The sequence below is a fragment of the Aeromicrobium wangtongii genome (assembly GCF_024584515.1).
Taxonomy (GTDB): Bacteria; Actinomycetota; Actinomycetes; order Propionibacteriales; family Nocardioidaceae; genus Aeromicrobium; species Aeromicrobium wangtongii.
On the sequence record NZ_CP102173.1, the window covers coordinates 1,368,283 to 1,393,592 of the forward strand.

General features: G+C 70.1%; 22 protein-coding genes. 20 read left to right on the plus strand and 2 right to left on the minus strand.

Annotated elements, in window-relative coordinates:
* Positions 1 to 7 precede the first annotated feature (7 nt).
* The 12 genes from mraY (at position 8) to NQV15_RS06980 (ending at position 11,538) form a co-directional block, all read left to right on the plus strand.
* Positions 8 to 1,072, plus strand: coding sequence for a phospho-N-acetylmuramoyl-pentapeptide-transferase (mraY, locus tag NQV15_RS06925; RefSeq protein ID WP_232399091.1), 1,065 nt, complete (start codon positions 8 to 10; stop codon positions 1,070 to 1,072).
* A complete protein-coding gene (murD, locus tag NQV15_RS06930) occupies positions 1,054 to 2,541 on the plus strand; it encodes a UDP-N-acetylmuramoyl-L-alanine--D-glutamate ligase (protein WP_232399092.1) in 1,488 nt (495 codons plus the stop codon). The genes mraY and murD overlap by 19 nt, the downstream gene beginning before the upstream one ends.
* A 28-nt stretch (positions 2,542 to 2,569) precedes the next feature.
* Entirely contained in the window at positions 2,570 to 3,784 is a 1,215-nt protein-coding gene (ftsW, locus tag NQV15_RS06935) for a putative lipid II flippase FtsW (RefSeq protein ID WP_232399093.1), read from the plus strand.
* Positions 3,781 to 4,863, plus strand: a complete 1,083-nt coding sequence (gene murG / locus NQV15_RS06940) for an undecaprenyldiphospho-muramoylpentapeptide beta-N-acetylglucosaminyltransferase (protein ID WP_255669729.1) — start codon at positions 3,781 to 3,783, stop codon at positions 4,861 to 4,863. The genes ftsW and murG overlap by 4 nt, the downstream gene beginning before the upstream one ends.
* Positions 4,860 to 6,263, plus strand: coding sequence for a UDP-N-acetylmuramate--L-alanine ligase (murC, locus tag NQV15_RS06945; RefSeq protein ID WP_232399095.1), 1,404 nt, complete (start codon positions 4,860 to 4,862; stop codon positions 6,261 to 6,263). Before murG ends, murC begins: the two co-directional genes overlap by 4 nt.
* Positions 6,260 to 6,985 carry a cell division protein FtsQ/DivIB gene (locus NQV15_RS06950; RefSeq protein ID WP_232399096.1) on the plus strand — a complete coding sequence of 242 codons (726 nt, stop codon included), beginning with the start codon at positions 6,260 to 6,262 and terminating at the stop codon, positions 6,983 to 6,985. Before murC ends, NQV15_RS06950 begins: the two co-directional genes overlap by 4 nt.
* Before the next feature lie 175 nt (positions 6,986 to 7,160).
* Positions 7,161 to 8,348 carry a cell division protein FtsZ gene (ftsZ, locus tag NQV15_RS06955; protein WP_232399097.1) on the plus strand — a complete coding sequence of 396 codons (1,188 nt, stop codon included), beginning with the start codon at positions 7,161 to 7,163 and terminating at the stop codon, positions 8,346 to 8,348.
* A 31-nt stretch (positions 8,349 to 8,379) separates the two neighbouring features.
* A complete protein-coding gene (locus NQV15_RS06960; protein WP_232399098.1) occupies positions 8,380 to 9,102 on the plus strand; it encodes a polyphenol oxidase family protein in 723 nt (240 codons plus the stop codon).
* Positions 9,099 to 9,791: a YggS family pyridoxal phosphate-dependent enzyme gene (locus tag NQV15_RS06965; RefSeq protein WP_232399099.1), complete on the plus strand. Its 693-nt coding sequence runs from the start codon at positions 9,099 to 9,101 to the stop codon at positions 9,789 to 9,791. The genes NQV15_RS06960 and NQV15_RS06965 overlap by 4 nt, the downstream gene beginning before the upstream one ends.
* A gap of 40 nt (positions 9,792 to 9,831) precedes the next feature.
* The gene (locus NQV15_RS06970; protein ID WP_232399100.1) at positions 9,832 to 10,323 is read left to right on the plus strand and encodes a cell division protein SepF; all 492 of its coding nucleotides are present in this window, start codon (positions 9,832 to 9,834) and stop codon (positions 10,321 to 10,323) included.
* 6 nt (positions 10,324 to 10,329) lie between these two features.
* A complete protein-coding gene (locus NQV15_RS06975; protein WP_232399101.1) occupies positions 10,330 to 10,620 on the plus strand; it encodes a YggT family protein in 291 nt (96 codons plus the stop codon).
* Between the two features lie 126 nt (positions 10,621 to 10,746).
* A complete protein-coding gene (locus NQV15_RS06980; protein ID WP_232399102.1) occupies positions 10,747 to 11,538 on the plus strand; it encodes a DivIVA domain-containing protein in 792 nt (263 codons plus the stop codon).
* A 152-nt stretch (positions 11,539 to 11,690) separates the two neighbouring features.
* Here the strand turns inward: NQV15_RS06980 and ileS are convergent, their stop codons facing one another.
* Positions 11,691 to 14,834 (minus strand): isoleucine--tRNA ligase, encoded by a 3,144-nt coding sequence (gene ileS, locus NQV15_RS06985; protein WP_232399103.1) that lies wholly within the window; start codon positions 14,832 to 14,834, stop codon positions 11,691 to 11,693.
* 82 nt (positions 14,835 to 14,916) lie between these two features.
* Between ileS and NQV15_RS06990 the strand changes: the two genes are divergently transcribed.
* From NQV15_RS06990 to NQV15_RS07000, 3 genes are read left to right on the plus strand one after another with little or no spacing between them, the layout of a single operon-like run.
* Positions 14,917 to 15,318 carry a TraR/DksA family transcriptional regulator gene (locus tag NQV15_RS06990; protein WP_232399104.1) on the plus strand — a complete coding sequence of 134 codons (402 nt, stop codon included), beginning with the start codon at positions 14,917 to 14,919 and terminating at the stop codon, positions 15,316 to 15,318.
* Positions 15,291 to 15,830, plus strand: a complete 540-nt coding sequence (gene lspA, locus NQV15_RS06995; protein ID WP_232399105.1) for a signal peptidase II — start codon at positions 15,291 to 15,293, stop codon at positions 15,828 to 15,830. The genes NQV15_RS06990 and lspA overlap by 28 nt, the downstream gene beginning before the upstream one ends.
* Entirely contained in the window at positions 15,827 to 16,789 is a 963-nt protein-coding gene (locus NQV15_RS07000) for an RluA family pseudouridine synthase (protein ID WP_232399106.1), read from the plus strand. Before lspA ends, NQV15_RS07000 begins: the two co-directional genes overlap by 4 nt.
* A gap of 68 nt (positions 16,790 to 16,857) precedes the next feature.
* Here the strand turns inward: NQV15_RS07000 and NQV15_RS07005 are convergent, their stop codons facing one another.
* Positions 16,858 to 17,850 carry an endonuclease domain-containing protein gene (locus NQV15_RS07005; protein WP_232399107.1) on the minus strand — a complete coding sequence of 331 codons (993 nt, stop codon included), beginning with the start codon at positions 17,848 to 17,850 and terminating at the stop codon, positions 16,858 to 16,860.
* Between the two features lie 164 nt (positions 17,851 to 18,014).
* On the opposite strand from NQV15_RS07005, the gene NQV15_RS07010 reads away from it, so the two are divergent.
* The 5 genes from NQV15_RS07010 to NQV15_RS07030 all read left to right on the plus strand — a co-directional run bounded on the left by NQV15_RS07010 (position 18,015) and on the right by NQV15_RS07030 (position 25,300).
* The gene (locus NQV15_RS07010; RefSeq protein WP_232399108.1) at positions 18,015 to 19,238 is read left to right on the plus strand and encodes a pyridoxal phosphate-dependent aminotransferase; all 1,224 of its coding nucleotides are present in this window, start codon (positions 18,015 to 18,017) and stop codon (positions 19,236 to 19,238) included.
* Positions 19,239 to 19,358: 120 nt separating this feature from the next.
* The gene (locus tag NQV15_RS07015; protein WP_232399109.1) at positions 19,359 to 20,342 is read left to right on the plus strand and encodes an ATP-binding cassette domain-containing protein; all 984 of its coding nucleotides are present in this window, start codon (positions 19,359 to 19,361) and stop codon (positions 20,340 to 20,342) included.
* Positions 20,339 to 21,145, plus strand: coding sequence for an ABC transporter permease (locus tag NQV15_RS07020; protein ID WP_232399110.1), 807 nt, complete (start codon positions 20,339 to 20,341; stop codon positions 21,143 to 21,145). Before NQV15_RS07015 ends, NQV15_RS07020 begins: the two co-directional genes overlap by 4 nt.
* 79 nt (positions 21,146 to 21,224) lie before the next feature.
* The gene (locus tag NQV15_RS07025) at positions 21,225 to 22,538 is read left to right on the plus strand and encodes a hypothetical protein (protein WP_232399111.1); all 1,314 of its coding nucleotides are present in this window, start codon (positions 21,225 to 21,227) and stop codon (positions 22,536 to 22,538) included.
* Positions 22,535 to 25,300, plus strand: coding sequence for an outer membrane protein assembly factor BamB family protein (locus NQV15_RS07030; RefSeq protein WP_232399112.1), 2,766 nt, complete (start codon positions 22,535 to 22,537; stop codon positions 25,298 to 25,300). The genes NQV15_RS07025 and NQV15_RS07030 overlap by 4 nt, the downstream gene beginning before the upstream one ends.
* Positions 25,301 to 25,310: the final 10 nt, after the last annotated feature.

A 25,310-nucleotide genomic window follows, 5' to 3' on the forward strand; every position in this document is an offset into this window, starting at 1 on the left:
CCACGCGATGAAGGCCATCCTGATCGCAGGAGCGCTCTCGCTGTTGGTCACGCTCATCGGCACCCGGTTCGCGATCTCGGTGCTGGTCAAGCAGGGCTACGGCCAGCTGATCCGCGATGACGGCCCGACCTCGCACCACACCAAGCGCGGCACCCCCACGATGGGTGGCCTGGTCATCATCATCGCGGTGCTCGTGGGCTACTTCGCGGCGAAGCTGGCCACCCAGACGGCGCCCAGCGCCTCCGCGATGCTGCTGCTGTTCCTGTTCGTGGGCCTCGGCGCGATCGGCTTCCTCGACGACTTCATCAAGGTCTCCAAGCAACGCAACCTGGGCCTGCGCAGCAAGGCCAAGCTGGTCGGCCAGACCGTCATCGGCCTGATCTTCGCGTGGCTGGCGATCATGTGGGAGGACGACGCGGGACGCACGCCCATCACGCACGCGATCTCGTTCACCCGCGACTTCGACGGGTGGCGGCTGCCCACGGCGCTGCTGGTGATCTGGGTGCTGCTGCTGGTCGCCGGTGCCAGCAACGGCGTCAACCTGACCGACGGCCTGGACGGTCTGGCGACCGGCGCCGCGATGATGGTCTTCGGCGCGTACGTGTTCATCAACATCTGGCAGAGCGGCCAGAACTGCGCCACCAACCCTGGCATCAAGTGCTACGAGGTGCGTGACCCGCTCGACCTGGCCGTCGTGGCGTCCGCGCTGACGGGTGCATGCTTCGGCTTCCTGTGGTGGAACGCGTCCCCGGCCAAGATCTTCATGGGCGACACCGGCTCGCTGTCGCTCGGTGGCGCGATGGCCGGCTTCGCGCTGATGACCCGCACCGAGCTGCTCCTGGTCATCATCGGCGGCCTGTTCGTCGCGATCACGATGTCGGTGATCCTCCAGGTCGGCTGGTTCAAGCTGTCCGGCGGCAAACGAATATTCCGGATGGCACCATTGCAGCACCACTTCGAGCTGCTCGGGTGGGCCGAGATCACGATCGTGGTGCGGTTCTGGATCATCAGCGGCCTGTGCGTCGCGACCGGCCTGGGCATCTTCTACAGCGAATGGGTCACCGGCGTATGACGATCGACGTGTTCTCGCTCGGCCGAAGCTCCTCGTGGGAGGGCGTCCGCGCGGCGGTCGGCGGTCTCGGGGTCAGCGGCTTCGCCGCCGCCGACACCCTGCAGCACCTCGGGGCCGATGTCATCGCGATGGACGACGGCGACGACGACGCCCTGCGCGAGAAGGGCACGCTGCTGGAGCTGCTGGGCGTCGACGTGCGCCTGGGCCCCGGCTCGACCGCGACGTTCCCCGAGGGCGTCGACCTGTTCGTGACCTCCCCGGGCTGGTCGCCCACGACACCGCTGCTCGCCGAGGCCGCGGCCCGTGCCATCCCGGTGTGGGGCGAGGTGGAGCTCGCGTGGCGGCTGCGCGGTGACGACCCGGCACCGTGGCTCACGGTCACCGGCACCAACGGCAAGACCACGACGGTGCAGATGCTCGAGTCGATCCTGCGGGCGCAGGGCCTCAACGCCCTCGCGGTCGGCAACGTCGGCACCCCCGTGCTGGAGGCCGTCATGAACCCCGAGCGGTTCGACGTGCTGGCCGTCGAGCTGTCCAGCTATCAGCTGCACTGGAGCCAGTCCATCTCGGCGCAGGCCAGCGCCGTGCTCAACCTGGCGCCCGACCACATCGACTGGCACGGCGGCCTGGACGCCTACACCGCCGACAAGGCCCGCATCTACGAGCGCACCCAGGTCGCGTGCGTCTACAACGTGCAGGATCCCGTGACCGAGCACATGGTCGAGGAGGCCGACGTCGTCGAGGGCTGCCGGGCGATCGGCTTCACGCTCGGCATCCCAGCGCCCGGCATGATCGGCCTGGTCGACGACGCGATCGCCGACCGCGCGTTCATCGCCGGCCGCCTCTCCACCGCCGCCGAGCTCGGCAGCGTCGGCGACATCGGCCTGGCCGCGCACGGCGATGCCGACCGGGTGCCGCCGCCGCACGTCGTGGCCAATGCGCTCGCCGCCGCGGCACTCGCGCGGGCGCACGGCGTCGAGCCCCGGGCGGTCCGCGACGGCCTGCGCGCGTTCGTGCCCGATGCCCACCGCATCGCCGAGGTCGCCACGATCGACGGGGTGCGCTGGGTCGACGACTCGAAGGCGACCAATGCGCACGCCGCGCAGGCCTCGATCCACGGATTCGCCGATGTCGTGTGGATCGCCGGGGGACTGGCCAAGGGCGCGACCTTCGACGAGCTGGTCATCGCGGTCCGCGACCGGCTGCGCGCGGCCGTCCTGATCGGGACGGACCGGGCGCTGATCGCCGAGGCGCTGCGCCGACACGCGCCTGACGTCCCCATCGTGGAGGTGGACACCGGAGACACTGATCCCATGGAACGCGTCGTCGAGGTCGCGGCACCGCTCGCCCGCCCGGGTGACACCGTGCTGCTGGCCCCGGGATGCGCGTCCATGGACCAGTTCCGCAACTACGCGGCGCGGGGCGACAGCTTCGCGGCCGCGGTGAACAGGCTGCGGAATCACTCCTGAACCAACCCCCCGGCAGAGGACGACCACGATGCGGAGCACCAGCGAGGCGATACGGCGGACGCTCGAGCGTCCGCTCGCGTCGTACCAGCTGATCCTCGGCACGACGGCCCTGCTGCTGGGCATCGGCCTGATCATGGTGCTGAGCGCCAGCTCGGTCTTCGCATTGGTCAACTACGGCAGCTCGTTCGCGATCGTCCTGCGTCAGCTGATCTTCGCGGTCCTCGGCGTCATCGGGGCGGTCATCGCCTCGCGCATGCCGCTGTCGCTGCTGCGCCGCCTCATCCTGCCGTTCCTGATCGTCTCGGTGGCGCTGATCGGCGCCACCTTCATCCCCGGCGTCGGCATCGAGGTCAACGGCAACCGCAACTGGCTGCCGCTGTTCGGCGGCTTCCAGCTGCAGCCCTCGGAGTTCGCCAAGCTCGCCCTCGTGCTGTGGATCGCCGATCTGTACGCCCGCCGCCAGAAGTACCTGGGCACCCCGCGCTACGTCCTGACCCCGATGGTGCCGGTCGCCGGCGCCGTCGCGCTGCTGGTCGTCGGTCAGCACGACCTGGGCACCGCGGTGGTCATCTTCGCGGTGATCGTGGGGATGCTGTGGATCGCGGGCCTCCCGCGCCGGCACATGTGGGGCATCCTGGCCGGACTGTTCGTGGGACTGCTCGTCGCGGTCGCCAACTCCCCGCACCGGGTCGAGCGGTTCTTGAACTTCACCAACCCGCAGGCCGATCCGGACAGCGCGGGCTTCCAGGCCATCCACGGCATGATGGCGCTGGCCCGCGGCGGCTTCTGGGGCGTCGGGCTGGGCGGCAGCCGGCAGAAGTGGGGATCCCTGCCCGAGGCCCACACCGACTTCATCCTGGCCGTGATCGGCGAGGAGATCGGCCTGCTGGGGACGCTGGTGGTGCTGGCGCTGTTCATCGTGCTGAGCCTCGGCGGCATCCGCGTCGCGACCCGTACCCGCGACCCCTTCGTCCGCTATGCGGCTGCGGGCATCACGATCTGGCTGATGATCCAGGCCATCATCAACATCGGCATGGTCCTGGGCCTGATGCCGGTCATCGGCATCCCGCTGCCGCTGATCTCGTACGGCGGATCGAGCCTGCTCGTGACGCTGGTCGCCCTGGGCGTGCTGCTCAACTGTGCCAAGACCGAACCCGGGGCCAAGCGTGCGCTGGCCGCCGGGCGGGCGAGCCGCAAGCGCTCGACCGCCCCGGCCCGGGTGAGCCTCGCTGGAAGGCGATGAACCACGTGCGTGTACTGCTCGCCGGCGGAGGAACTGCCGGACACACCTCGCCCCTGCTCGCGACAGCCGCCGTGCTGTCGCGCGACGGCGCCGACGTCACCTGTCTGGGGACCCCGCGTGGCCTGGAGGTCACGCTGATCCCGCAGGCGGGGTACCGGCTCGAGCTGGTGCCGCCGGTGCCGCTGCCGCGCAAGCCCGGCAGGGCGATGCTGCAGGTGCCGTCCCGGCTGCGCGCCGCGGTCCGCGCCACCGGCGAGGTCATCGACCGGGTCCGACCCGATGTCATCGTCGGCTTCGGCGGCTACGTCTCGGTGCCGGCGTACCTGGTCGCCCGCAAGCGCGGCATCCCGCTGGTGGTGCACGAGGGCAATGCGATGCCAGGCATCGCCAACAAGCTGGGCGCCCGGTTCACCGAGCACGTCGCGACGAGCTTCCCCGACACCGCCCTGCGACACGCCCACTACCTCGGGCTGCCGATCCGCCGCGAGATCTCCCACCTGGACCGCGCCGCGATGCGCGGCGAGGCGCGTGCGTTCTTCGGGCTCGACGCCGACCGACCGACCCTGCTGGTCACGGGTGGCTCGCAGGGCGCCCGGCGCATCAACCACGCGGTGTCCGCCGCGGCGCGCGACCTGGCCGATGCCGGGGTCCAGGTGCTGCACGCCGCGGGCCGCCCCGAGGAGGTCGCCGTCACGTCACTGGCCGGCGCCCCGCCGTATGTCGTCGCCCCGTTCATCGACCGGATGGACCTGGCGTACGCCGCCGCCGACATGATCGTGTGCCGCTCTGGCGCCAACACCGTCACGGAGGTCGCGGCGGTCGGCCTGCCGGCGGCCTTCGTGCCGCTGCCGATCGGCAACGGTGAGCAGGCGCTCAACGCCCATCCGGTCGTGCAGGCCGGGGGAGCGCTGCTGATCGACGACGCCGCCCTGACGCCCGCCTGGATCCACAACGTCGTGATCCCGCTGGTGTCGGACACCGAGCGGCTGGCCGCGATGTCGGCGGCTGCGAGCGGCATCGTGGCCCGCGACGCCGACGAGAAGCTGGCCGCCATGATCGTGTCGGCGGCCACGGCATGAGGATCCCCGTTCCCACCGACATCCCCTCGGCGACCGAGCTGGGCCACGTGTTCTTCGTGGGCATCGGCGGTGCCGGTCTGTCGGCGATCGCCCGCCTCATGGCGCAGCAGGGCATCCCGGTCAGCGGCAGCGACGCCCACGAGTCGGCCGTCCTGGCGGCGCTGCGGGCCGAGGGCATCACCTGTCACGTGGGTCACGACGCGGAACACCTGGCCGGCGTCGACACCGTCATCGCGTCGACGGCCGTGCGCGACGACAACCCCGAGATCGTCGAGGCGCAGCGCCGCGGCCTGCGGCTGTGGCCCCGGTCGGCCGGCCTGCGCTCGGTGATGCAGGGGCGCCGCACGATCGCCGTCGCCGGCACCCACGGCAAGACCACCACGACGGCGATGCTGACGTGCGCGCTCATCGCGGCCGGCGCAGAGCCGTCCTTCGCGATCGGTGCCGAGGTCGCGAGCCTGGGCGCCAATGCGCGCCTGGGTGCGAGCGATCTGCTGGTCGCCGAGGCCGACGAGAGCGATGGCGCCTTCCTGGTCTACGAGCCCGAGGGTGCCGTGGTCACCAATGTCGACGCCGACCACCTGGACAACTACGGCACGGTCGAGGCCTACGAGGCGGCATTCGACGAGTTCGTCGGCCGGGTCGGGCGGTTCCTGGTGCTCAGCGCGGACGATCCGCGGACCGGCGACCTGGCAGCCCTGGCCCGCGACCGCGGGCTGGAGGTGCTGACGGCCGGATTCGGCGAGGACGCCGACCTGAGGGGACTGCACCTCGCGGTCGAAGGCACCACGACGACCTTCGACGTCGCCCTGCGCGGCGTCGATCTGGGCCGGGTCGAGCTGGCGGTGCCGGGCGCGCACTATGCGCTGGACGCCCTGCTCGCGCTCGGTGCCGGACTGCTGCTGGACCAGAACGTCGACCTGCTGATCGCCGGGCTCGGCGCCTACACCGGCGCGAACCGCCGCATGCAGCTGCTCGGCGAGGCCGGTGGCGTGCGCGTCTACGACTCCTACGCCCATCATCCGACCGAGATCCGGGCCGATCTGGCTGCCGCCCGTGCGGTGGCCGGCCCCGACCGGCTCGTCGTGGCCTACCAGCCGCACCTGGTCAGCCGCACCCGCACGTACGGCGTCCAGATGGGGCAGGCGCTGTCGGCCGCGGACCGCGTCGTCGTCGCCGACATCTACCTCGCGCGCGAGGATGCCGATCCGGCCGTCACGTCGGCCCTCGTGGCCGATGCCGTGACCGGGCCGGAGGCAACCCTCGGCGGTCCCGTGGCGGGGCTGGCGGACGTCCTCGTGCCCGAGTTGCGTCCCGGCGACCTGTTGCTGACCCTGGGCGCCGGCGACATCACGACCGTGGGCCCGGCGGTGCTGGAGGTCCTGGGCGGCGGGCGATGACGCTGGATCCGTTCTCCGAGCGCATCCGCTCGGAGCGTCGTCGTCGGTGGATCCGGATCGCGATCGCGGTCCTGGCCGTGGCGGGCCTCGGCGCGCTGGTGTGGCTGATCTGGTTCTCCAGCGTGCTGGCCGTCCGCGACGTGGAGGTGGCCGGACGCACGACGCTCAAGCAGGCGCAGGTCCTGCGCGCGGCCCAGGTGCCGGCAGGCCGCCCGATGGCCCGCGTCGACCTGGAGGCCATCGAGGGACGCATCGCCGCGCTCAACCGGGTGGACACCGTCGAGGTGTCCCGTTCCTGGCCGCGCACCGTCTCGATCAGGATCGTGGAGCGCAAGGCTGTCGTGTGGGCCACGGTGGGCGGCCAGGTCCGCGGCATCGACCGCAACGGCATCGCGTTCCGCTCCTACGGATCGCCACCCAAGGACCTGCTGGAGGCCAAGATCACCCTGACCGACAGCCGGGACCGGGTGCAGACCTTCCAGGCCGTCGCCGAGGTGGTCGTCGCGATCACCGGCCAGGACCCGGCGCTGCTGCGGCAGATCAGATCGGTCAGCGCCGCGAGCAAGGACTCGATCGAGCTCGAGCTGGACGAGGGACGGACCGTGGTGTGGGGGAGCAGCGACAAGGCGGAGCGCAAGCTCGTCGTGCTCGACTCCCTGCTGGCCATCGACGCCGCCCGCTACGACGTCAGCGCACCGGACCAGCCGACCACCCGCGAGTGAGCCGCGGCGTGTCGTCCCGATCCGCCGAGCCGCTCCGCGTACCGTTCTTCTTAGGTCACAGGTTGACATAACTATAACCCTCTACCTCAGGGTTACGGTTCCCACACACTTCACAGTTCACACACCAGCACAGCTTCAATCCACTGCTTTGCAACATCCTCGGAAGGGACACACGATGGCGGTCCAGAACTACCTCGCCGTGATCAAGGTCGTCGGCATCGGCGGTGGCGGCGTCAATGCCGTCAACCGCATGATCGAGGTGGGACTCAAGGGTGTCGAGTTCATCGCGATCAACACCGACGCACAGGCGCTGCTCATGAGCGACGCCGACGTCAAGCTCGACGTCGGACGCGACTCGACCCGCGGCCTCGGCGCCGGCGCCAACCCCGAGATCGGCAAGCGCGCCGCGGAGGACCACGCCGAGGAGATCGAGGCTGCCATCAAGGGCGCCGACATGGTCTTCGTGACGGCGGGCGAGGGTGGTGGCACCGGTACCGGTGGCGCCCCGGTCGTGGCCCGCATCGCGCGCTCCCTGGGTGCGCTGACGATCGGCGTGGTGACGCGCCCGTTCAAGTTCGAGGGGCGCAACCGCTCCAACCAGGCCGATCACGGCATCCAGGCGCTGCGCGACGAGGTCGACACGCTGATCGTGATCCCCAACGACCGGCTGCTGTCGATCAGCGACCCCAACGTCAGCCTGCTGGACTCGTTCCGCCAGGCCGACCAGGTGCTGCACCAGGGCGTCTCGGGCATCACCGACCTCATCACGACGCCCGGCCTGATCAACCTCGACTTCGCCGACGTCAAGTCGGTCATGTCCGACGCCGGCTCCGCCCTCATGGGCATCGGCTCGGCGCGGGGTGAGCACCGGGCGGCCGTGGCCGCCGAGAGCGCCGTGTCCAGCCCGCTGCTGGAGGCCTCCATCGAGGGCGCCCGCGGCGTGCTGCTGTCGATCGCCGGCGGCTCCGACCTGGGTCTGTTCGAGATCAACGAGGCCGCCGGTCTCGTCGCGGACGCAGTGCACCCCGAGGCCAACATCATCTTCGGTGCGGTCATCGACGACGCACTCGGCGACGAGGTGAGGGTCACGGTCATCGCGGCGGGCTTCGACGGTGGCGAGCCGATGCTGCGCGACGCCACGAAGCCGGCGCTCATGCGGGAGAACGCCGCCGCCCCGGCTGCGGCCGAGGCGCCCGCCGCCCCGGTCGCCCCGCCGACGGCCGAGAGCTACCTGCCGCCCGATCCGTACCTCGACGGCCGCTCGCTGCCGCCGCGTGACAGCGCCGGCAACAAGACCGTCCCGCCCGAGCCGATGCCGACCGACTACGGCGACGACCTCGACGTGCCGGACTTCCTGCGCTGAGCCGTATCGGCACCGAACGGACTGACACAAATTGTTCTGGCAGCACGGAAGGATCGGGGCCGTCGAGTTCGTCTTCACCGACCGACTCGGCGGCACCAGCGACGGCCCCTGGGAGTCGCTGAACCTGGCCGACTCCAACGGTGACGACCCCGACCGGGTCGCGGCCAACCTGGCCGCGGTGGCCGAAGCCACCGCGGTCGACAGGCTCATCCTGATGACCCAGGTGCACGGGCGGGACGTCGTGTGGGAGTCACAGGTCCCCGACGGCGAGGTCCCGGTCGCCGACGCCCTGCTCACCGACCGGCCCGGGGTCGGGGTGCTGGTCCGGGTGGCCGACTGCACGCCCGTCGTCCTGGCCGATCGCGAGCAGCCGCTGGCCGGGGTCGTGCACTGCGGCCGCGTGGGCCTGGTCGAGGGTGTGATCGACGCCGCCGTCTCGGCGATGCGCGACCGCGGCGCGACCGCGCTGCAGGCCGTGGTCGGCCCCCGCGCCTGCGGCCGGTGCTACGAGCTGCCGGCCGAGCTGGCCGATTCCGTGGCCGCGGTCGTGCCGCAGGCCCGGTCCACGACCTCGTGGGGCACGGATGCCGTCGACGTCGGAGCCGGCGTGCTCGCCCAGCTGGCGGCGCTCGACGTCCCGGCGGACGACCTCGGCGCCGGCGAGTGCACGATCGAGCACGACCGCTGGTTCTCCTACCGCCGCCAGGGCCCCGCCTCGGGGCGGTTCGGCGCCGTCGCGGTGATCCGCGCATGAGCCGCCGCGACGAGCTGGCGACGAACCTGGCCGCGACGCAGGAGCGCATCGCCGCCGCCTGCGAGGCAGCCGGTCGCTCGCGCGAGGAGATCACGCTGGTCGTGGTCACCAAGACCTATCCCGCCTCCGATGTGGAGATCCTCGCCGAGCTCGGCGTCACGGATGTGGGGGAGAATCGCCACCCCGAGGCCGGTGACAAGGCCGCGGAGGTCCAGGCACCCGTCCGCTGGCACTTCCTGGGTGGGCTGCAGACCAACAAGGCCGGCGCGGTCGCCCGCTACGCCGATGTCGTGCACAGCGTCGACCGGGTCAAGCTGGTCAATGCCCTGTCCCGTGGAGCCGTTGCCGCCGGCCGCACGCTCACCTGCCTGGTGCAGGTCGACTTCGACTCCACCGATCCCGGCCGGGCCGGTGTCGTCCCGGCCGGCATCGACGAGATCGCCGACGCGATCGCGGGAGCCGAGGGGCTCGAGCTCGGTGGCGTGATGACGGTCGCACCGCTCGGCGAGGACCCCGCTCCACACTTCGCGCACCTGGCCGAGCTGTCGGCACAGCTGCAACGACGGCACCCGTCGGCGACGATCATCTCGGCCGGGATGAGCGGTGACTTCGAGGCGGCAGTCGCCGCCGGCGCGACACACCTGCGCATCGGGCGTTCGGTGCTCGGCGAGCGCCCTTCCACCGGGTAATCTCAGACATGTCACAACCGACCGGACACACGGAGTAACCATGGCTGGCGCAATGCGTAAGGTCGGCGAGTACCTCGGACTCGTCGAACAGGCTGACTTCGACGACGAGTTCGACGAGCTCGACGCCGACGAGCCCGCGGAGCGACCTGCCCCGACCCGCCAGCCGGCGGTCGTGCGTCCGTCCCCCGTCGCCAACATCGACGAGCGCCGTCGCACCGAGCGTCCTGAGCGCCGTGCCTCCACGCCGTCGGACCTGGCGCGCATCGAGACCGTGACGCCCCGCACCTACAACGACGCGCGCACCGTCGGCGAGCACTACCGCTCCGGCGTGCCGGTCATCATGAACCTGTCGGAGATCGACGAGGACGGCGCCAAGCGGCTCGTCGACTTCGCCGCCGGGCTGGTGTTCGCCATCCACGGCTCGATCAACCGCGTCACCGCCAAGGTCTTCCTGCTGTCGCCCGAGAACATCTCGGTGACCGACGAGGACCGTCAGCGGATTGCCGCCGGCGGCTTCTTCAACCAGAACTGAGTACAGATGCAAACAGTGGGCCGCGTCCTCGACCTGGTCCTGTGGATCGCGCTGCTGCTGCTGATCGCGCGGTTCGTCCTGGACTGGGTGCAGATGCTCGCACGCAACTGGCGACCCCGCGGACTGGTCGCCGTCCTGTGTGAGGGCCTGTACTCCATCACCGATCCGCCCTTGCGGGTCGTGCGGGGTGTGATCCCTCCGCTTCGCCTCGGAGCGGTCATGCTCGACCTGTCCCCGATGATCCTGATCATCGCCATCTACATCCTGCAAGCGATCGTCCGCGTAGTGTTTTTCTGACCATTCCAGCGGAGCAGTCGCCGCCTCTCCCGGATGTCGGTACGCCTGTGGCCGAAGCCGACGCGAGCAGAGTACGGTGGAGGCTCCGAGTCCCCAAGGACTAATCCCGAAACCCGAGGTGTACTCATGCCACTGACGCCAGAGGACGTGCGTAACAAGCGATTTACGCCTGTCCGTCTTCGCGAAGGCTATGACATGGGCGAAGTAGACCAGTTCCTCGACGAGGTCGAGGCCGAGCTCGAGCGTCTGACGGTCGAGAACGAAGAACTTCGCGCCAAGGTAGCTGCCGCATCGACCGGCGAACCGACCGGTCTCATTCCGGCCGTCTCGTCCGCGACCCCTGCGCAGGCGCCTCCGACCCCCGCGGTCCAGGAGCCGGCACAGGTTGCGCCGCCGGCCCCCGAGCCCAAGGCCGAGCCGGAGCCCGCTCCGGCGCCGGCCGCCGCGCCGGCTGCGCGTCCCTCGATGGGCGATGCGTCGTCCGCCGCGGCACGGCTGCTGCAGATCGCCTCCAACAACGCCGACCAGCTCATGGACGCGGCGAAGGAAGAGGCCGATCGGATGGTCGGTGAGGCTCGTACGAAGGCTGAGCGCATCACCAACGAGGCTCGTGGCAAGGCCGACCGGCTCGAGACCGATGCCCGCATCCGCGCGCAGAAGCTCGACGAGGAGACCGACGAGCGTCGCACGCAGGCTGTCGCGACGATCGAGCGGGAGCGCTACGAGATCCAGCGCGAGGTCGAGCACCTGCGGGCGTACGAGCGTGAGTACCGCGCCCGGCTCAAGAACTACTTCCAGAGCCAGCTCGACCAGCTCGCCGCCAACGAGAGCACCACGAGCTCGACGCCCGTCCAGACGCCCGCAGAGGTGGCCCCGCGCCGCCTTCGCTCGCTGCTCGGCGACGACGAGAACGTCTAGGCACTCACCAGCACCTCAGCACCAACCAGGACGGCCCGCCTCGCAGGAGGCGGGCCGTTCTGTCGTTCCACCCGCCCGGGGGACCGATCTTTCTGCGTTCGCGTCGCCGGGGCAGCGCAAACGTCGAAAGATCGGTCCCCTCGAGGGAGGGGCTAGACCTTCGTGACGGAGAAGGTCAGGCCCAGATCGGCGTCGGTGAAGCCCTGGGCGTCGGGTGTCTCGGTCATCGAGGTCGCCAGCACCTCGTCGGCGATCAGCTCGGCGTGGGCGCGGACCGCCTCGGCCATCGGCCCCTCGGCCGACCACGTGACGGCGATGCGGTCGCTGATGTCCAGTCCGGAGGACTTGCGGGCCTCCTGGATGACACGGATGGCCTCACGGGCCGATCCGGCCAGGCGCAGCTCGTCGTCCAGCTCCAGGTCGAGCGCGACGGTCTCGCCCTGGTCGTTGACGACCGACCAGCCCTCACGCGGACGCTCCGAGATGATGACGTCGTCGGGCCCGACCTCGACGGTCGAACCGTCGACGTCCACCGATGCGGTGCCGCCACCGGCCAGCGCACCGGCGAGGGCGGCCGCATCGGCTGCGGCGATCGCCGCGGCGACCTTCGGCGTCTCCTTGCCGAACCGCTTGCCCAGGTTGCGGAAGTTGCCCTTGGCGGAGTGGTCGACCAGGTCGCCGGCAGCCTCGGCCAGCGACTCCAGGGAGCCGACGTTGAGCTCCTCGCAGACCTGGGCGCGCAGGTCCTCGCCCAGCTGCTGCCAGGCGCCGGAGGCGACCAGGGCGCGGCGCAAGGGCTGACGGGTGCGGACCTTGGCCTCGGCGCGGGCCGCGCGGCCCAGCTCGGTGACGCGGCGCGCCAGCTCGACCCGGGCGCCGAGGCCCTCGACGATGAGGGACTCGTCGGCGACCGGCCAGGTCGCCAGGTGCACCGATGCGGGCGCGTCGGGCGTGACGGGCACGATGACGTCCTGCCACACCCGCTCGGCGATGAACGGGGTCAGCGGTGCCATCAGCCGCGTCAGGACGTCCAGCGTCTCGTGCAGCGTCGCGAAGGCCGCTGCGTCGCCACGCCAGAACCGGCGACGGGAGCGGCGCACGTACCAGTTGGACATGTCGTCGACGAAGCCCGCGATGCGCGCCCCGGCGGCCTGGGTGTCGAACTGCTCGAGCGCGGCGGTGACGTCGCGCGTCAGGGTGTGCAGCTCCGACAGCAGCCACTGGTCGAGGACCTCACGGTCGGCGACCGGCGGCACCTCGCCCTCGGTCGGGGTCCATCCCTCGGTGCGGGCGTACAGCACGTGGAAGGCCGTGGTGTTCCAGTACGTCAGCAGCACCTTGCGGACGATCTCGGACAGTGCGGTGTGGCCGATGCGGCGCGGTGCCCAGGGCGAGCCGGAGCAGGCCATGAACCAGCGCAGCGCATCGGCGCCGTGCTCGTCCATCAGCGGCATGGGCAGCAGGATGTTGCCCAGGTGCTTGCTCATCTTCTTGCCGTCCTCGGCCAGGATGTGGCCCAGGCAGACGACGTTCTCGTACGAGCTCTCGTCGAACACCAGCGTGCCGACGGCCATCAGGGAGTAGAACCAGCCGCGGGTCTGGTCGATCGCCTCGCAGATGTACTGGGCGGGATAGGCCCGTTCGAACTTCTCCTTCGAACCCGGGGCGTGCGGGTAGCCCCACTGCGCGAAGGGCATCGAGCCGGAGTCGAACCACGCGTCGATGACATCGGGCACCCGGCGGTACGTGCCGGCCTCGCCCTCGATCTCGAAGGTCACGTCGTCGATGTACGGACGGTGCGGATCCAGGTCGCTCAGGTCGCGACCGGTCAGCGTCGACAGCTCGGCGAGCGACTCGATGCACACGAGCTTGGACGGATCGGCGTCATTGCGCCAGATCGGCAGGGGCGTGCCCCAGTAGCGGCTGCGCGACAGCGACCAGTCGATGTTGTTGGTCAGCCAGTCGCCGTAGCGACCGTTCTTGATCGTCTCGGGGAACCAGTTGGTGTCGGCGTTCTCGGCCAGCAGACGGTCCTTGACCGCCGTCGTGCGGATGTACCAGGCGGGGAGCGCGTAGTACATCAGCGGCGTGTGGCAGCGCCAGCAGTGCGGGTACGAGTGCTCGTAGGCCAGCTCGTTGAACATCAGGCCGCGCGAGGCCAGGTCATCGGCGAGCGCGCGGTCGGCAGCCTTGAAGAACTGTCCGCCCACCAGCGGGACATCGGCCTCGAAGTGGCCGTCGGGCGCGATCGGGTTGACGACCGGCAGGTCGTACGCCTTGCAGACCGCCATGTCGTCGGCGCCGAAGGCGGGGGACTGGTGCACCAGTCCGGTGCCGTCCTCGATCGTGACGTAGTCGGCCAGCACGACGAAGTGGGCCTCGGCCGGGAACTCGATCAGCTCGAACGGACGCTGGTAGGTCCAGCGCTCCATGTCGCGACCGGAGACGCTCTCACCGGTGAGGGTCCATCCCTCGCCGAGGGCCTTGCCGACCAGCGGCTCGGCAACCACCAGCGTCTCGGTGCCGTCGGTCGCCAGGACGTAGGTGACCTCGGGGTTGACCGCGACCGCCGTGTTGGACACCAGGGTCCAGGGAGTCGTGGTCCAGACCAGCATCGAGGCCTTGCCCGCGTACGGTCCGGACGTCAGCGGGAAGCGGACGTAGACCGAGGGATCGGTGATCGTCTCGTAGCCCTGGGCCAGCTCGTGGTCGGACAGCGTGGTGCCGCACCGCGGGCAGTAGGGAGCGACGCGGTAGTCCTCGGTCAGCAGGCCCTTCTTGAAGATCGTGGACAGCGCCCACCAGACGCTCTCCACGTACGAGGGGTCCATCGTCCGGTACGGATCGGACATGTCGACCCAGTAGCCCATCCGGTCGGTCATCTCCTCGAAGAGATCGACGTTGCGGACGACGGCCTCGCGGCACTTGGCATTGAACTCGGCGATGCCGTAGGCCTCGATGTCGGGCTTGCCGTTGAAGCCCAGCTCCTTCTCGACCGCGATCTCGACCGGCAGGCCGTGGCAGTCCCAGCCGGCCTTGCGGTCGACGTGATAGCCCTGCATGGTCTTGAACCGCGGGAACACGTCCTTGAACACCCGGGCCTCGACGTGGTGCGTGCCAGGCGTGCCATTGGCCGTCGGCGGGCCCTCGTAGAACGTCCAGCGCGGCGCGTCGGCCGGTGTGTCGAGGCTGGCGGCGAAGGTGCCCTGCTCGGACCACAGCTCGAGGATCTCGCGCTCCAGCACCGGCAGATCGACGTGGGCGGGGACGGGGCGGTAGGAGGCGTGCGAAGTCACACCCTCAATCCTACGGGTGAGCGGCGGCAGCCCTGCGGCGGTCGGGTTTGTGTGGCGCCCGCGCGGGGTCTACTCTCCACCCATGCCCAACACCGAGCTCGCCGTCAGGCCGGATGAGACCCCCTGGACCGCTGCCGAGACCGAAGAGGTCCGCGCCGAGCTGGAACAGGACCTGGCGCGCCTGCGCGTCGAGCTGGACCAGTCCGCCCGCGAGCTGCAGAGCATGCTGCGCGACGGCGTCGACGGAGCCGGCAACGACCAGGCCGACGTGGGCTCCAAGGGCCTCGAGCGCGATGCCGAGATGTCGCTGGCCGCGAATCAGCGCGAGCTGCTGCTGCAGACCGAGAAGGCGCTCGAGCGTCTCGACAAGGGAACGTACGGACAGTGCGAGCTGTGCGGGGAGCCGATCGGCAAGAATCGTTTGATGGCGTTCCCGCGTGCGACACTGTGTATGACATGCAAGCAGCGCGAGGAGCGTCGCTGAGCCCTGGGGACGACCACGGCGCGACCACGAGGACGTACGTACGGCTGTTCGCCGTCGTGGCGCTGGTGGCCTTCGTCATCGACCAGGTCACCAAGGTCGTGGCGGTCGAGAAGCTCCAGGGTCGTGAGTCCATCGAGATCGTCCCGGGACTGCTGTCGCTGACCTTCCTGCGCAATCCGGGTGCCGCCCTGAGCACGGGCGCAGGATTCACGCTGGTCCTGAGCGTCATCGCGATCGCCGTCAGCATCGCCGTCGTCCGGGTGGCTCCGCGGCTGCGCGACAAGGGCTGGGCCATCGGTCTGGGCCTGCTGCTGGCCGGCGCGGTCGGCAACCTGTCGGACCGCATCTTCCGCGAGCCGTCACCGCTGAAGGGACACGTCGTCGACTTCATCGACTACGGCCCGTTCGTCGGCAATGTCGCCGACATCGCGCTGACGGTCGCGGCCATCATCATCGTCTGGCGCGCATGGCGTGGTGTGCGGATCGACGGAACGCACGAGGAGAAGTCATGACATCGGACAGCACGCACCTGGAGCATCGGGTCATCCAGGTTCCCGAGGGCCTGGCCGGGGAGCGCGTCGACAGCGCGCTCGCCCGGCTGCTCGGGCTGTCGCGCACGCGGGCCAGCGAGCTCGTCGCCGAGGGGCACGTGACCCTGGACGGCCACACACCGGCCAAGTCCGAGCGGGTCCTGCCCGGCTCGATCCTGGAGGCGTCCATCCCGGCGCCCCGACAGGCCGTCGTGGTGGCGACCGAGGTCGAGGGCATGAAGATCGTCTTCCAGGACGATGACATCGTGGTCGTCGACAAGCCCGTCGGCGTCGCCGCCCATCCCAGCGTCGGCTGGACCGGCCCGACCGTGCTCGACCATCTCGCCGGCGTCGGCATCCGCATCTCGACGTCCGGGGCGCCGGAGCGGCAGGGCATCGTCCACCGCCTCGACGTCGGCACGAGCGGCCTGATGACGGTCGCCAAGTCCGAGCACGCGTACACCGTGCTGAAGCAGGCGTTCCGCGACCGGTCGGTCGAGAAGACGTACCACGCGCTCGTGCAGGGACATCCCGATCCGCACACGGGGACGATCGACGCGCCCATCGCGCGCCACCCCAAGCACGACTTCAAGTTCACGGTCAAGGACGGCGGGCGTGACAGCATCACGCATTACGACACCCTCGAGGCGCACCGGTTCGCGAGCCTGCTGACCATCCGGCTCGAGACCGGTCGTACCCACCAGATCCGCGTCCACATGAGCGCGATCCACCACCCGTGCGTGGGCGACCTGATGTACGGGGCCGATCCGACCCTCGCCCAGCGCGTGGGTCTGGACCGGCAGTGGCTGCACGCCAAGGCTCTGGCCTTCATCCACCCCCGCACCGGTGAGCGGGTCGAGTTCGTCTCGGAGTACCCCGACGACCTGGTGCGCGCCCTCGAGATCGTCCGCACGATCGACGACAACCCCCTCCCGCGCTGACCCCCCAACCCGCTGAGTGGGACGTTTCCGACGTGGCCGCCGCGGGACGCTGCGCGGAAACGTCGCACTCAACGGGTTGGTTCGTCCCAACGGCGGGCGGGAGGCCAGGTCCACCACCAGGCGGGCTTGCTGGTCGTCCACTCACGCTTCGTGGCGTGCAGTGCGTCGCGGCGTGCCGCGGCGATGCGCCCGACGGTGCGCCACCTCTGCTGGTGGTCCAGGGCCGTGACACGGACGACGACCAGGCCGCTGCGCTCGAAGTCCTCCTCACGGACGTTGTCCTCGGTGTGCTGCCGGTTCTCGCGGTGGTGGCCTCCATCCGACTCGATCACCAGACCGGCCTCCTCGTCGAGCAGGTCGGCGATGCCGAGCAGGCGGCCGCCCAGCGAGAAGATCGGGACGTTGACCTTCAGACCCTCGATGTCGGCATCCCGCTGCGCCAGCAGACGCGTCCGGGTCTCCCACGGGCTCGCGGCGCGCGTCGACCCCCACGTCAGGGCGTCCCTGGCCTGCACCAGTCCGCGGACCTTGTGATGGCCGGAGATGACCTGCTCGACCCGCGCGACGGTCGTGCGCGGCAGACCGGCTGTGGTGCTGGTGGCCAGGTCGAGCACGACGACAGCCTCCCGCAGGTTGACCGCCATGCGCATCTCGTCGAAGGCGGCCCGCGCCATGGTGGTCAGGGAGAACGACTCGAAGTCGATGACCTCCTCGGGATGCAGCAGACCGCGGAACGGCTGGACCGCCGACCGGTGCCGCAACTGTGAGCCCGGCAGGCAGTGGACCAGGGCCGGGCGCGCCACCCCTGCGATCCCGAGCCCCTCGAACCAGGTGTTGCCTTGCGCCCGTAGCGATGCCCACCCGCCCAGGACGCATCCCGTGGTGAGCAGCCCGACCGCGTCGGCCACCCGCATCATCACGGGGTCGCCGTCGACGCCGGCCGGGAGCAGCAGCCCGTGGGCCCGTCGCTCGTAGGCGGCGCCGCCCAGCTCCCGCTGGGTGGCTCCTCGTGCCAGCAGCTGCGCCGATCGCTGGGGAACCACGAAGGGCCCATCTGTCATGGCGCGAAGTCTGCATCGAGCGGCCCTCGGGCGCCCGCGACCGTCCACAACCCCGTTGAGTGGGACGTTTCGGTGGGCGGCCGCGCGGGGGCGGTCGTGGAAACGTCGCACTCAGCGGGGACGGTGGGGCTCGCGGGCCGGGCGGTGGTGGAACAATGGCGGCCATGTCATCTGCCGTGCGCCAGTCCGAGAAGCTCCGAGATGTCCTGTACGACATCCGTGGACCCGTCAGTGCGCGCGCCGCGGCCCTCGAGGCCGAGGGGCACCGGATCCTCAAGCTGAACATCGGCAACCCCCAGCCGTTCGGCTTCGACGCCCCGGCCGAGATCCTGCAGGACGTCATCGCGGCACTGCCCGGATCGGCGGGGTACTCCGACTCCCGGGGCATCCAGTCGGCCCGCCGTGCCGTGGTGCACAACTACCAGCTGCAGGACGGCTTCCCCGCCATCGACGTCGACGACGTGTGGATCGGCAACGGCGTCTCCGAGCTGATCCAGATCGCGCTGCAGGCCCTGCTGAACAACGGCGACGAGGTGCTGATCCCGGTGCCGGACTACCCGCTGTGGACCGCGGTGACCAACCTGGCCGGCGGCGTGCCCGTGCACTACCGCTGCGACGAGGACAACGGCTGGAACCCCGATCTGGCCGATTTGGAGTCCAAGATCACCGACCGCACCAAGGCGATCGTGGTCATCAACCCCAACAACCCCACCGGGGCGGTCTACGCGCGCGAGACGTTGGCCGGCATCGCAGACCTGGCCCGCAAGCACGACCTGGTCCTGATGGCCGATGAGATCTACGACAAGATCCTGTACGACGAGGCCGTCCACATCCCGATGGCCAGCGTCGCGCCGGACGTCCTGACGCTGACGTTCAACGGCCTGTCCAAGGCGTACCGCGTGTGCGGCTACCGCGCGGGATGGGTCGTGGCGACCGGTCCGCTGGAGCGCGCCCAGGACTACCTCGAGGGCATCACGCTGCTGTGCTCGATGCGGCTGTGCCCCAACGTCCCCGCGCAGAACGCGATCCAGGTCGCCCTCGGCGGCTACCAGTCCATCAAGGAGCTGATCCTGCCCGGCGGACGGTTGCTGGAGCAGCGTGACACGGCGGTCACCGAGCTGCGCAAGATCCCCGGCGTCAGCGTCGTGGTGCCCCAGGGTGCGCTGTACGCCTTCCCGCGGCTGGACCCCGAGGTGTACCCGATCAAGGACGATCAGCAGCTAGTGCTCGACCTGTTGCTGCAGGAGAAGATCCTGCTGACGCAGGGGACCGGCTTCAACTGGCCCGACCCGGACCACCTGCGCATCGTGACGCTGCCGTGGGCCCGCGACCTGGCCGAGGCGATCCAGCGCCTGGGCAACTTCCTGAGCAGCTATCGGCAGGTGTGACCCAGTGATGGTTGCGTAAATCGACCAAAGTGGGGGCCTTCCGGGGGGCGATTTTGTCGGTGCCATGAGGCAAGATCTGTTCTTAGTGTTCCTGTTAGGAACACCGAGAGGCAGGTAGGCATGGCTGACATGATCCGGGCGACCGGGCTGGTGAAGAAGTACAAGGAGGTCGTGGCCCTGGCAGGGCTCGACCTGGCCGTCCCCGAGGGCAAGGTCCTGGCGGTGCTGGGCCCCAACGGCGCCGGCAAGACGACGGCGGTCCGCATCCTGGCGACGCTGCTGACCGCCGACGAGGGCACCGCCGAGGTCGCCGGGATCGACGTCGCGAAGAACCCCAACGGCGTCCGCGCCCGGATCGGGCTGTCCGGACAGTACGCGGCGGTCGACGAGTACCTGACGGGATTCGAGAACCTCCAGATGGTCGGACGTCTCTACGGCATCCCCAAGGCTGCCGCATCGAAGCGGGCGCGTGAGCTGCTCGAGCGCTTCGACCTGGACGACGCCGGGGATCGTCCCGCCAAGACGTACTCCGGCGGCATGCGGCGTCGCCTCGACCTGGCGGGGGCGCTGGTCGCCGCGCCACCGGTGCTGATCCTCGACGAGCCGACGACCGGCCTGGACGTGCGCAGCCGCCAGCAGATGTGGACGGTCATCCGCGATCTCGTGGCGTCCGGGTCGACGCTGCTGCTGACGACGCAGTACCTCGAGGAGGCCGATGTGCTCGCCGACGACATCGTGGTGATCGACCACGGCCGGGCGATCGCCCGCGGGACCGCCGACGAGCTGAAGGCGCAGACCGGCGGCGAGCGCATCGAGCTGGTGCTGACCGACCGGGCCCAGCGCGACGTCGCTGCGGCGCTGCTCGCCGCTGTCGCGATCGGCGAGGTGCAGCTCGCCGACAACGGACGCGCGCTCACGGCAGCCGTCGACGGCGGCGTGCCGCAGCTGCGCAGCGTGCTGGCCGAGCTCGAGTCGCGCCACATCGACGTCCTCGACGTGGGTCTTCGGCGACCGACGCTCGACGACGTGTTCCTGAGCCTGACCGGGCGCGCGGCCGAGGCCGCGGTGGAGCCGGCCAACCAGGCCGAGGAGGTCCCCGCATGAGCACCATGACCCGTCACGCGACCGACGGCTGGGTCGTCGCGAAGCGCAATCTGATCAAGATCGTCCGGGTCCCGGAGATCTTGGTGTTCGTCCTGATCTCGCCGATCATGTTCGTGCTGCTGTTCGCCTACGTGTTCGGCGGCGCGATCGATCCCGGCGACGGCCTGAACTACCGCGAGTTCCTGATCGGCGGCATCTTCGCCCAGACCGTCGTGTTCGGCGCGACGTTCACCGGCGCAGGTCTGGCCGAGGACATGCAAAAGGGCATCATCGACCGGTTCAGGTCGCTGCCGATGTCGCGCTCAGCGGTGCTCGTGGGCCGCACGACGTCCGACATCGTCTACAACGTGCTGTCGCTGATCATCATGGCCCTGACCGGTCTGCTGGTCGGCTGGCGCATGCGCGAGGGCGTCGTCGACGCCACGCTGGGCTTCCTGCTGCTGCTGCTGTTCGCCTACGCGATCAGCTGGATCATGGCCTACGTCGGCCTGCTGGTGCCCAGCGTCGAGGTGATCAACAACGCCTCGTTCATCGTGATCTTCCCGCTGACCTTCGTGTCGAACGCCTTCGTGCCGCTGGCGTCCCTGCCCGACGGGGTGCGCACCTTCGCGGAGTGGAATCCCGTCTCGACCGTCACGCAGGCCTCGCGTGAGCTGTTCGGCAACACCGGTGGCCGTCCGCCCGAGTCCGATGCGTGGGGGATGCAGCACCCCGCGCTGTACACCGTGCTGTGGGTCGGGATCATCCTGCTGGTGTTCGTGCCGCTCTCGATCCGTCAGTACCGCATCGCCAGCAGCCGCTGAGCTCCTCCCGAAATCCACGAGCGGGGTGATCCCGGCCCGCGATAGCCTGCGGCGCACATCGACGCGCTCAGGGGGACACGTGGAGGCATTGGACCGGCGTACGTTGCTGCTCGGCTCGGCGGGACTGGTCCTGGCCGGTTGCGGTGGCGGGGGCAGCGGGGGCGACACGAAGGCGAAGGCCACGCCGACCGGCCCCAACATCGTCAAGCCCAGGACCGGCACCGTCGTCACGGAGGCCGACACCGCAGCCCTGCGCGAACGGCTCAACCAGGCGTTGGCCTCCGGGGACGTCGAGCAGCTGGTCGCGGTGATCGAGCCCGGCGACTTCGGGCTCGACGACGTCCGCAAGCGGTGGACCCGACGGTTCGAGAACTTCGACCGGCTGGGGTTCATCGACGGGCAGTGGTACGTCGGTGTGCCGAGCGGCCGCACGCGCAACGCCGCCGGTGGCCTGGTCGAGTTCAGCGGCGAGCTGGTGTTCGCCCACACGGTCAGGGGCTGCGACGGGCAGCAGGTGGTCGAGAACATGCCGGCGAAGTTCCGCAAGAAGTCCGAGGACGCACCGCTGGAGCTGCTGCACATCGGCGACATCGACGAGTACTTCGACCCGTCCGTGTGGGACGTCGCGGACGTCGACGCGATCGAGACCGAGCACACGTGGATCGTCTTCCGGCGCCAGGACGCTCGACGGGCCAAGGCCTACGCCGCCCGGATCGAGGCCGGGGCCAAGCGGGCGTTCGCCCTCATGCCCCGGCCGAAGGGGGTCGACAAGGTCTTCTACGCGCTGACCTGGCCCCAGATCGACGGCAAGCTGTGGGGCGGTGTCTCGGTGGGCGACGCGGACGCCCACGCCTACTACCACCCGTTCCTCGACCCGGACGAGCTGGCGCGTGGGCAGAAGAAGGCGGCCGACAGCACCGGACTGCCGTTGGGCACCGGCCGCGTCGGGTTGCACGAGACGTCGTTCTCGCGCTCGGACTTCGAGGACGTGGCCTGTCACGAGGCCATCCACGTGCTGGCCAACCAGTGGTACGCCGGCGACAGGGCCAAGCCCACCTGGGTGGCGGAAGGACTCGCCATGTGGGGCGACAGCCGCCCCGGCTCGGGCCGGCTGATGGCGCGCGACGGTGGGCGGATCCGGGCCACCTTCGCCGAGTTCCAGACCATCGCCCCGAAGGGGTACGACGAGTTCCACGACTCACCGCGTGAGTACGAGTTCTACGCCTGCTCCGGCGCGGTGTTCGAGTACCTCGACCAGACGCAGGGACGCGATGCGGTCTTCGAGGTGGCCGAGGCCTTCTACTCATCGGACACCCGGTCGCAGGCGAGCAAGAAGCTGGGCAGGAGCGAGAAGGAACTGCTCGCCGCCACCCGGAAGTGGATCGGCGCATGAGGCGCCTGGCAGCCGTCGCCGTGACGATGGTGCTGGCCCTGACGGCCTGCACCGGCTCCGGGGGATCGGACGGCGAGGACGAGCAGAAGAAGGGGCCGTCGCTCCCGCTGCCCGACCGCGCCCCGTCGGCACGAGGTCCGGCGACGGGTCCGGCGCTCGACCCGAAGGTCCTGCTCGCCGCCTCCGACGACCTGGAGGAGCTGGCCGGCACGCTCGACACGGCGCAGGTCGAGCGGCGGTCGGGGGCATTCATCACCGGCCGGACCGTCGTCGGGTACTCGGTCGACAACATCTCCGGGTACGACCTGGGCTCCGGCGACCTGCTGTGGACCGCGGAGCTCGATCTGGGCGGCGGCACGGTCTGTTTCGTCTCCCGGCCCGACCGGGCGGTCAAGACCTTCACGGTCGCCTACGGCGACGGCGGCTACTGCCCCGAGCTGGCCACGATCCGCGTCTCGGACGGCACGGTGCTCAAGGTCTCCGACAAGCTGACGACCGGGGCCGAGTTCGAGGGCGAGTCCCTCGGCGGGACGGTCAACCACCTGTTCACGGTCGGCGGCAAGGACCACCTCGTCGACCAGCGCGGTGGGGTCTGGAAGATGGTCAAGGGCGAGCCGGAGCCGGTGGCCCGTCTCCAGGGCGACAGCTACTACGACCTGCACCCGACGCCGGAGGGCGACGTCCTGATCGGTGCTCGGGGCAGCGACCGCGGTCGCTGCCGGGTCGACGGGTACGCCCTGCCGTCGTTCAAGCCGCTGTGGACCCAGGAGTCGAAGACCCTGTTCCCCGAGGTGCGGGAGGACTGCGTCGTCTCGGCCGCCCCGGGCAACCCGGCCTGGCTGGTGCAGGAGACCAGCGACCGGTACTACATGGCCCAGGTCGACCCGATGACCGGGACGCTCGTGGGACAGGACAACAGGCCGAAGATGGGCGACAAGGTCGCCGAGGGGCAGTTCGAGCTGGCCAGCGCCGCCAACCAGTTCGACCAGGCCCTCGGCCTGCCCGGCGGCGACACGGTCTTCGCGCAGGTGCGGGGCCTGACCCGCTACTCGCTGAAGGACCAGAAGATCGTGTGGGACCTGGACCTGAGCCAGCTCGAGCTGGAGTCCGACGACGAGTTCGCCCTGACGACGGTGCTGCCGCAGGGCGTCACCGCCGACGGCCACCTGGTGGCCACGGTGAGCAACGAGACCGCGGTCGAGATCGTCGCGATCGAGGTCGACACCGGCAAGCTCGTCGCCCGTTGGGCCGTGCCGCCGGAGTACCGCAACGGCTTCCAGGTCGAGCCCGGCATGACGCTGTTCGGCGACGGGCTGGTGCTGACGCGCAACTTCGAGGAGTGGGAGTTCACGTTCGGCCCCGCACACCGGCGGCAGGCGCCCGACGGCGACCGGTACGACATCGGCGTCTTCACGTTCCCCGAGCCCGACAACTCGCCGGCGTCCGCCGTGCCGACGGCCGGACCGGTCGACACCGAGGTCGAGGCGCTCGGTGGTGTCCAGACACCCGCCGACGCCGCGGCGTCGCGCGACCCGGAGGCGTTCACGACCGGCAAGCAGGTCATCGCCAGCTCGAACCAGCAGGTCACCGGTTTCGACGCCGCGTCCGGCAAGTCCCTGTGGACGCTCGACCTCGGCGATGGCGGCGCGTCGCGTGTCTGCGCGGGCTCCGAGCCCGATCGCGCGGTCAAGACGTTCACGGTCGCCGTCGCGACCGGCGGCCCGAAGGCCCCGTGCAACACGCTGGTGCGCGTGCAGTCGTCCAACGGCACGGTGCTCGACCGCGTCACGCTGCCCATCGGAAAGATCGTGGACCTGTTCGTCCACGAGGCCGTCGTGTACGTCGTCACCGACGACCTGGCCGTGAGCCGCCTGGTCGACGGGGCCCTCGTCCCGCACGGCCGGCTGCAACGTCAGCCGTACGCCGGTCTCGAGCGGGCCAAGGGCGATCCGGCGCTGGCGATCGGCATGACGTCGCTGAAGGGCGGACGTGACTGGTCGATCGACGCGTACCGGCTGCCGTCCTTCGAGCCGGTGTGGTCGACGCGGGCCAGCAAGGTGCTCGGCGCGGTCGATCGCAAGAACGGCATCGACCTGTGGCACGGCAACGCGCTGTGGGTCTCGGGCTCGGTGGGCGACGCCTCGGTGCAGGGGAAGACCGTCAAGGACACCATGAGCCTGCTGGACCCCGCCACGGGGCAGGTCGTCGTCAGCACAGGTCCGGTCAAGCGCGACTACCTTGCCGACGACCTGGCCCAGATGTCGCTGACGGGTGCCATCACCGGCGCCTACGACTCGGTCGGCTTCGACAACGGCGACATGATGCTGCCACAGCGGTCGGGCATCATGCGGTACTCGCTGGCGGAGCAGAAGATCCGCTGGTCGCTCGACACGAAATCGATCATGGACTCGATGGAACGCGACCGGAAGGGGTCGTTCACGAACCAGGAGATCGACCTGCTCGACGGCGGCAAGACCGTGCTCGTGACGTTCAGCAACTACGTCTCGGTCGAGGCCATGACGGTGGACGCGTCGACGGGCAAGATCACCGGACGCTGGAACGTGCCGAAGGCGTCGCGCAACGGGCTGCAGGCATCACCGAAGACGGTGCCGTTCCCGGGCGGCTTCGCCCTGGTGCACAGCGAGTACTCCTGGGACTACGGATTTGCCCAGTCGGACCGGGCGGTGCCGCCCGAGCAGCGTTACGACGTCGGTCTGTTCGCCCTCCCCAAGGCGAAGGGGAAGGCCAAGGGCAAGGACTGACGTCGGGAGG

Bases quoted from the DNA above. Each gene is read 5' to 3' on its own strand.
- NQV15_RS07010 (WP_232399108.1), top strand. From the start codon at position 18,015: ATGTCATCTGCCGTGCGCCAGTCCGAGAAGCTCCGAGATGTCCTGTAC.
- NQV15_RS07030 (WP_232399112.1), top strand. From the start codon at position 22,535: ATGAGGCGCCTGGCAGCCGTCGCCGTGACGATGGTGCTGGCCCTGACG.
- ftsZ (WP_232399097.1), top strand. From the start codon at position 7,161: ATGGCGGTCCAGAACTACCTCGCCGTGATCAAGGTCGTCGGCATCGGC.
- NQV15_RS06965 (WP_232399099.1), top strand. From the start codon at position 9,099: ATGAGCCGCCGCGACGAGCTGGCGACGAACCTGGCCGCGACGCAGGAG.
- NQV15_RS07000 (WP_232399106.1), top strand. From the start codon at position 15,827: ATGACATCGGACAGCACGCACCTGGAGCATCGGGTCATCCAGGTTCCC.
- murD (WP_232399092.1), top strand. From the start codon at position 1,054: ATGGGTCACCGGCGTATGACGATCGACGTGTTCTCGCTCGGCCGAAGC.
- lspA (WP_232399105.1), top strand. From the start codon at position 15,291: ATGCAAGCAGCGCGAGGAGCGTCGCTGAGCCCTGGGGACGACCACGGC.
- NQV15_RS06950 (WP_232399096.1), top strand. From the start codon at position 6,260: ATGACGCTGGATCCGTTCTCCGAGCGCATCCGCTCGGAGCGTCGTCGT.
- NQV15_RS07005 (WP_232399107.1), bottom strand. From the start codon at position 17,850: ATGACAGATGGGCCCTTCGTGGTTCCCCAGCGATCGGCGCAGCTGCTG.
- murG (WP_255669729.1), top strand. From the start codon at position 3,781: ATGAACCACGTGCGTGTACTGCTCGCCGGCGGAGGAACTGCCGGACAC.
- NQV15_RS06970 (WP_232399100.1), top strand. From the start codon at position 9,832: ATGGCTGGCGCAATGCGTAAGGTCGGCGAGTACCTCGGACTCGTCGAA.
- ftsW (WP_232399093.1), top strand. From the start codon at position 2,570: ATGCGGAGCACCAGCGAGGCGATACGGCGGACGCTCGAGCGTCCGCTC.
- NQV15_RS06990 (WP_232399104.1), top strand. From the start codon at position 14,917: ATGCCCAACACCGAGCTCGCCGTCAGGCCGGATGAGACCCCCTGGACC.
- murC (WP_232399095.1), top strand. From the start codon at position 4,860: ATGAGGATCCCCGTTCCCACCGACATCCCCTCGGCGACCGAGCTGGGC.
- NQV15_RS07015 (WP_232399109.1), top strand. From the start codon at position 19,359: ATGGCTGACATGATCCGGGCGACCGGGCTGGTGAAGAAGTACAAGGAG.
- NQV15_RS06980 (WP_232399102.1), top strand. From the start codon at position 10,747: ATGCCACTGACGCCAGAGGACGTGCGTAACAAGCGATTTACGCCTGTC.
- NQV15_RS06975 (WP_232399101.1), top strand. From the start codon at position 10,330: ATGCAAACAGTGGGCCGCGTCCTCGACCTGGTCCTGTGGATCGCGCTG.
- NQV15_RS07020 (WP_232399110.1), top strand. From the start codon at position 20,339: ATGAGCACCATGACCCGTCACGCGACCGACGGCTGGGTCGTCGCGAAG.
- mraY (WP_232399091.1), top strand. From the start codon at position 8: ATGAAGGCCATCCTGATCGCAGGAGCGCTCTCGCTGTTGGTCACGCTC.